Annotated in this window: 6 protein-coding genes and 1 tRNA gene; 4 read left to right on the forward strand and 3 right to left on the reverse strand. The window is 56.2% G+C overall.

What is annotated here, in order from left to right; all coding sequences use genetic code 11:
• Nucleotides 1–91: 91 nt before the first annotated feature.
• Both IB265_RS37450 and IB265_RS34895 read left to right on the forward strand, forming a co-directional pair.
• Nucleotides 92–832: a DUF4145 domain-containing protein gene (locus IB265_RS37450; protein ID WP_192496072.1), complete on the forward strand. Its 741-nt coding sequence runs from the start codon at nucleotides 92–94 to the stop codon at nucleotides 830–832.
• 51 nt (nucleotides 833–883) lie between these two features.
• Nucleotides 884–970 (forward strand) — tRNA-Leu (locus tag IB265_RS34895).
• Here the strand turns inward: IB265_RS34895 and IB265_RS34900 are convergent.
• Nucleotides 971–2,548 (reverse strand): recombinase family protein, encoded by a 1,578-nt coding sequence (locus tag IB265_RS34900; RefSeq protein WP_192496073.1) that lies wholly within the window; start codon nucleotides 2,546–2,548, stop codon nucleotides 971–973.
• Between the two features lie 284 nt (nucleotides 2,549–2,832).
• Nucleotides 2,833–3,258: a recombinase family protein gene (locus IB265_RS37915; protein ID WP_192496078.1), complete on the reverse strand. Its 426-nt coding sequence runs from the start codon at nucleotides 3,256–3,258 to the stop codon at nucleotides 2,833–2,835.
• A gap of 83 nt (nucleotides 3,259–3,341) precedes the next feature.
• On the opposite strand from IB265_RS37915, the gene IB265_RS34910 reads away from it, so the two are divergent.
• A complete protein-coding gene (locus IB265_RS34910) occupies nucleotides 3,342–4,550 on the forward strand; it encodes an IS1595 family transposase (protein ID WP_192496074.1) in 1,209 nt (402 codons plus the stop codon).
• A 27-nt stretch (nucleotides 4,551–4,577) separates the two neighbouring features.
• Nucleotides 4,578–5,180, forward strand: a complete 603-nt coding sequence (locus IB265_RS34915) for a hypothetical protein (protein WP_192496075.1) — start codon at nucleotides 4,578–4,580, stop codon at nucleotides 5,178–5,180.
• A gap of 742 nt (nucleotides 5,181–5,922) precedes the next feature.
• Here IB265_RS34915 and IB265_RS34920 read toward each other — a convergent pair.
• Nucleotides 5,923–6,041 (reverse strand): transposase domain-containing protein (locus IB265_RS34920; RefSeq protein ID WP_192496076.1); only part of this gene is annotated, 119 nt, incomplete at its 5' end.

A 6,041-nucleotide genomic window follows, 5' to 3' on the forward strand; every position in this document is an offset into this window, starting at 1 on the left:
TCTTGGGCGGTCTCCATAAGCTCTCGCTGGAGAACAGTGGAGATCGCTCTAAGTGTCACAAAATTGGCAATGCCCATATTGTAACCACCACATGGTGGTGACGGACGATAACCGCAGCGCGTCCCTCGTGCCCCTCAATGAAAGGTCTGGGACGTTGGGCAATCGCGCGGCCTTACACGTTGTGTCCACATCCTGCTCGAACGCCAATTGTCGTCAGCTTACGGTTGATCTGCGCCTTGGCCGGTCTGAAAGGGTTGGGACGGGGAACCTGTACCTACCATGGGGTAAGGACTTCTTAGTCAGGCGACTTATACCAGAGGCGACACTCCTCAACCTGCCCCCTGAAGTGCCTGAGGAAATACAACAGACATATCGCGAAGCCAAACTGATCGCGCCACTTAGTGGCAGAGCCAGCGCTGCGATGGCCCGACGCTGCGTACAGGGCATTGTTCGGGATTTCTGGGACATTCCAGCAAATAAGCGAGGCAACTTGGGTGCGGAGCTTTCTTCGATCAAAGATCGGATCGACCCCGGTCTCTGGGACGACATTCAGGCTGTACGTACTGTAGGCGACATCGGCGCCCACATGGAGAAGAACGTCAACGAAGTAGTCGACGTCTCGTCGGAAGAGGCTGAAATTCTCATTCAACTGATCGAGACTTTGTTCCAAGACTGGTACATTCAACGCGCAAAGCGACAGCACACCAGCAACTCACTCCGTGAGGTCCTCAAAGACAAACGTTCAAAACAGAAGGCCGCAAAGCAGCGATCTACCGGCGAAACAGGTGAATCAGATACCTCAGAAAACGAGGAGGATGGGCAGCCCGCCTAAGCGGCTTGATCTTGTGACAATTCCGTGTGACAACCCCGGCGTCATTCGACAGCGGACGTGGCGAAACTGGTAACCGCACGAGACTTAAAATCTTGCGTCTTCAACGACTTACGGGTTCGAGTCCCGTCGTCCGCACCATCAATTTAGGGACTTAAAATCTCTCGGCCTTGGCTGTGCGGGTTCGATCCCCGCCGCCCGCACCACTTCAACATCTTGCGCCGCCATGTCTGCTAGCACCTTGAATGGCAAAGTTGTTTCGGCGGTTCGAAAGCCTAGTTCCGGGGAGTATTGAAGATGCTCGGTGAAAACCAACTTTCGCACGGCTCGACGATCCTCAACCTTTCCTGTTTCCCATAGTTTCCAAGGACTTGCCAGAAACGCTAGGGCGGTTCGTAAGGTTGCGTCGAAATTCGGCATCGCTTTCTCTGAATTTTCGATTTTCTCGATAAGTGCGGCCTTCTCCCTCTGAAGATCAATAAGGCGTGCCTCATAGACTTGGACCAACTGAGGATTTGAGGAGTTTGCAATACGATCAACCAGGAGTCCCATTGACTTGTCAGTCGTAGTGACTTCCCGTCGAAGCAACGCGGTGCGCTCTGTGGCATCGTCTGACCGCTTCTCCCATGCCTCTCGAAAAATGGCGGTAGCGATGTCAATGATCTCGTCGGCAGGTGTCAGTTTCTTGAGCAGCACTTCGAACTGCCCATGCATTTCGTCACTGCTAAATGACTTCCTGTAGCGTAGGCACTTCTTGTTTAGACAGAAATAGTAGGGATATTCTGCGTTTCGGCCGCGTGAATACGCTCCTCCCAGCAGTCGACTGCAGTGCGCACATTGAACGGCTTGGCGGAGTGGGAAATGTTGGCTCAGATTAGCGCGGGCCGGTGCCTTAGGGTTCTCATTCAGACGTCTCTGAATTCGCTGATACGTGTCGTATGTGATCAGCCCTTGGTGCCGTCCCTGTCTGATTGAAATTCCCCAGGGCAGATACTCGATCATGCCTGCATAAAGTACGCAGGTCAGCAATTCGGTCACGCGATCAAATTTGACCGTGCCATCTGGTCGTTTCGGATACCCAGGACTTTCTTGCAGAAAGCGTTGCACTTCCGCCTGTGTTTGAAACCTACCACTATCAAATCCTTCGAGTGCTTCAGTCACGATCGATGCGATCGGTTCTCGGGGAACCAAAGTGTTTTGGCCTGCGATCTTCGCAAACTCGAACGCAGGCGGCTTAGAGGAGAAGCACCAGTAGCCGTTTAGTAGGCGTCCCCGCATGCGATTCCGAACTTGCTCGCCATTCTTCTGCCGCTGATGTTGAGACACGCTGGCAAGGAGATTCTCGACGAGGATGTCGTCGGAACTATCACCGAACTCAAAGGAGGGACATTCGAGTCGCGCTCCTGTTGCGGCAATCGCAGCGCGCAGCGTGTGATGGACGGTGATGTCGCGCGCGAGCCGTGTGATATCGTCAATGATTACGATGCATATTGAGCTGCGATTTTTTATCAAGAATTTGAGCATAGCCCCGAAACCCGGCCGATCCCTTGTTCCACCTGATCGGTCATCAGTGAACATCACAGACAGAGCGGGATAACCGCGATTTCGTGTGTAGTCTCTAATGCGGGCTTCTTGTGAGCCGAGGCCGTCTCCTTCTTTGACTTGCTTCTTCCCCGAGACGCGGGCGTATCCTACCGTCAAGATGTTTTTGTCCGACATGACCTTGTTCTCCTCTTATTTGAAGTGTTCTTTGTTTGTTTCGGACCGCACGGGCCCGACGTCGTTGTCCGGGTCGCTTCCAACGGTTCAGGTCAGCCGCGGCTGTGGATGCGGATGGCGCATTGGTCGGTTGAATAACCATCGCTTGTTGGACGGCATCGACCCCGAATGCACGATCAACAAAGCTTTCCATGATCGCGCCTAGAACCAGAAGCAGATCGTTCTTGGCGCACGGCGTTCCGCCTATCCGCTCCAACAGCGAATGGAATGCCTCTGGAATGGGTTCAGTCTTCCTCATGACCTCTCCCCATTGAATAATCGGTTAGCTTTTGGAGGGCAGTTTGCTCGGCTTCCCGCGCGGCCTCGTCCCCCCACACAACACCGGTGTTGATGAATTCAATTTGGATGCCCGCGCCAGTCAGGCGAGACGCTAACGCCGTCAACAATTTCAAGTCCCGCGCCAGACGACAGTCATCGGTGGTCAAAAGAACGTCAAAGGTTGGCGGCGTACAAGTCGCCTGACTTAATAAGTATGCCAGACCGGGTCGCGACAACGAGCTTCCAGATCGCCCAGCGTCACATGCTTTCCCGACGACGACATACGAACGGTCTTTTGCATACTTTCGTAAGCGCTGAAGTTGCTCATCTGCTCTTGCGGTAGGTGCATGCTGGGCTTCGGTAGCAGACCTGGCATAAAGAAAACGGCTTATCCCTCTAGCTCCGGTTTAACCATATCTTGATGTTCCGGCGGCAGGGTCTCGCCAAGGCACACGTCCTGGTTTAATCCGGGCGAATGGCCCACCAATCTGTCTTCAGATGGCGCTACGACCGCCCGCTTTCGCTGGAGCAGTTCCAACTGCGATTTCCTGATGACCACTCGTGCGCGGCCTACCTTGCGAAGAAGCGCTGGCCCGACGGCTTCGTGTGTCCGCACTGCGGTTCAACGAAGGGCTGGAAGCTGAGGTCGAAGCCGTGGGTATGGGAATGCGGCGGCGAGAAAGCCGACGAGCACGAAGAGCTGACCCCGTGCCGCAAGCAGACCTCGGTCATCGCTGGCACCATCATGCACAAGACGCACCTTCCGCTGCGACAGTGGTTCCTGGCGGCGCATCTTGTGACGACGCACTCGAACGGTATCTCCGCGCTGCAGCTCCAGGCCAAGCTCGGCATCGGTTCCTACAAGACGGCGTGGCTGCTCCTGCACAAGCTGCGACGCGCCATGGTCAACCCCTACCGTGAGAAGCTGGGTGGATATGACGAGATCGTCGAGATCGACGAAACGAGCATTCCTTTCCGGACAAAGGACGAGCCTGCGGGTGGCGGTCAGGGCCGCAGCCCCATCGGCAAGCTCAACGTCATCGGCGCGGTGGAATGGCGCGACGAAGGCAGGTCGGGCCGCATCCGGCTTGAGCCTATCCGCAGCAACGGCAAGGAGTCGCTGCATCCTTTCGTCCTGCGAAACACCGCTCCCTACACGACGATTTTCACCGACGGTAACCAGGCCTACCAAGGTATCCCCGGCCGCAAGCATGCCTCGAAGGTCGTCGGGAAGCTGCCTGCACATCTATGGTTCAAGCGCATACACCGCGTCTTCTCGCTGATGAAGCGCTGGATGATGGGGGTCTACCACGGCGTCCGCCGTCGTTACCTCAACATCTACCTCCAGGAGTTCGTCTTCCGCTGGAACCGTAGGCGGCAGTACCGCGCGGCCTTCGACAGTCTCGTCGCCATCGGCAACGAGGTCGGTCACGCCAGTCTCCGCGACATCGTCGGAAGGCCTCCTGTCCTCAAGTCACTCATGGAACAGGTGCGGGATGGGACGGAGGTGGATCGGCGACAGGCTTATCTGGAGGCCCTCGCCAAGGGCGTTCCTGAAGTGTACGCACGTCGATTGCTCGATCCCGAGTATGTCGAACCGGAACGGCGGCTCTATCGGCGCAAATCGCCGCCACGTCCCGTCCTGGCAAAATCGCGGGCGGCATTCGTATTCGCTACGTACTGAGTGAAACAACAGGGGCAAGCAGCAGAGATGAAGAGCTGGATGACATCGGTAGCCATGACCGTGGCCATTTCTGCCGTCGTTGTCGTCGTCATCCTCGCGATGACGGCACTGGCAATGTTGACGTTTCCTATTGTCGCTTTGGTCAGGGACGACGAGATCGCAAGAGAGCCGCTGGTTATTCTCCTATCGATCTGGCTGGTTCTGGCTTCTTGCCTCGGTGGTGGTTTCACGCTTTTCGCTATCAAGGATCGGCCCTGGCGGCGCGGCGCACTCGCAGCCTCAACGACGTGCCTGCTCCTCGGCGTCCTTGGAGCAGGCGTTGCCGCCTATGTTCAAGGAACCCGCGATTACCGCCCAATCAACACAGCCGAAGAGGCCCGCCCTTGGCTGGAAAGACTTCTCAAGCAACGGGCACGCTCCTCTCCTAAAGAATTCAAGATCATCGATTTGGATCGGCAAATCCGCAACATCCTCATCCACGGCCCGCAAATGTCGTTCGACCCGGCAACGGCTCGCTACGTCGAGTTCGAGTTCGACACGGGCTGCGGAGAAGTCGTCCGCCTGACAGCTATGACGGGCACCGGAGAAGGGGACAATCTTACACCGATCAAGGCGAGTTGCGCCCGCTAATCATCGGTCCGCTTTTTGTAACCAAGTCGACTCCATAAAGGGCAGCTTCGGGACCACAAGCTAACGCTTGCGCCATTTGCTACCGAATAGCAGCCCCTCTCGGCACCCTCCTGCGACTCAGATAAGGTGCAATCCGGCTTCAAAAATCGCGATTCATACAGCCCATAGTTGCGCTATATCTGGGGGTTCCGGAGCTAACGGGATAAGCCATTAAAGAAATGCATTAATAGGACCAATCTCAGGACACATACAGTTCCTCCCCGCCGCACATTGAAGCGGCTTCGCTTACGGATTGCCTGTTTTCGAGATATGCGATCACCTATTGCTCAGGATCGTCCCCGAATGCGCGATCATTCGAGGCATTCAACTCGCGCTCAGGAGAGGGTAGACGCTGCGGCACAAGCATTACTATGTCGAGCGCCGCTCGTGGACCGCGCTTTCTCTGACGGAGGACAGCATCTCGGCGTCGCGTCGCTGGGTTGACATTCGATCGCCGGCGGCCGTCCAAGCCTCTCTCGCGGGCGCTTAGGAGGCAGTGCCTTCCTATGCGATTTGACTCGGACCCTCGCATTGCCGACCCTTTCAAGTTGGGTGCCCCTCTCACTTTGAGAGTTCGACGTTCCTACTTTCGTATTGCAGGCCTATGTGTGTTGCGTTGACCGACCGGTCCGACGATTGCCTTCCAGTCTGCATGGCCGTCGTTGCCGTCATTCACGTAAATCTTTATTCGATTTGTAAGCGGTTAGCTGACGGCGTCTGACCTGAAGTTCCAGGGCATGAGGGCTTCGATTTCGGATGCGGGCCAGCCTTGAGCGATGCGGGTCAAGGTCTGCGAGAGCCAGTCGAGCGGATTGACGCCAT

Origin of the sequence: Ensifer sp. ENS10 (assembly GCF_014852025.1) — a bacterium.
Classification (GTDB): Bacteria; Pseudomonadota; Alphaproteobacteria; order Rhizobiales; family Rhizobiaceae; genus Ensifer.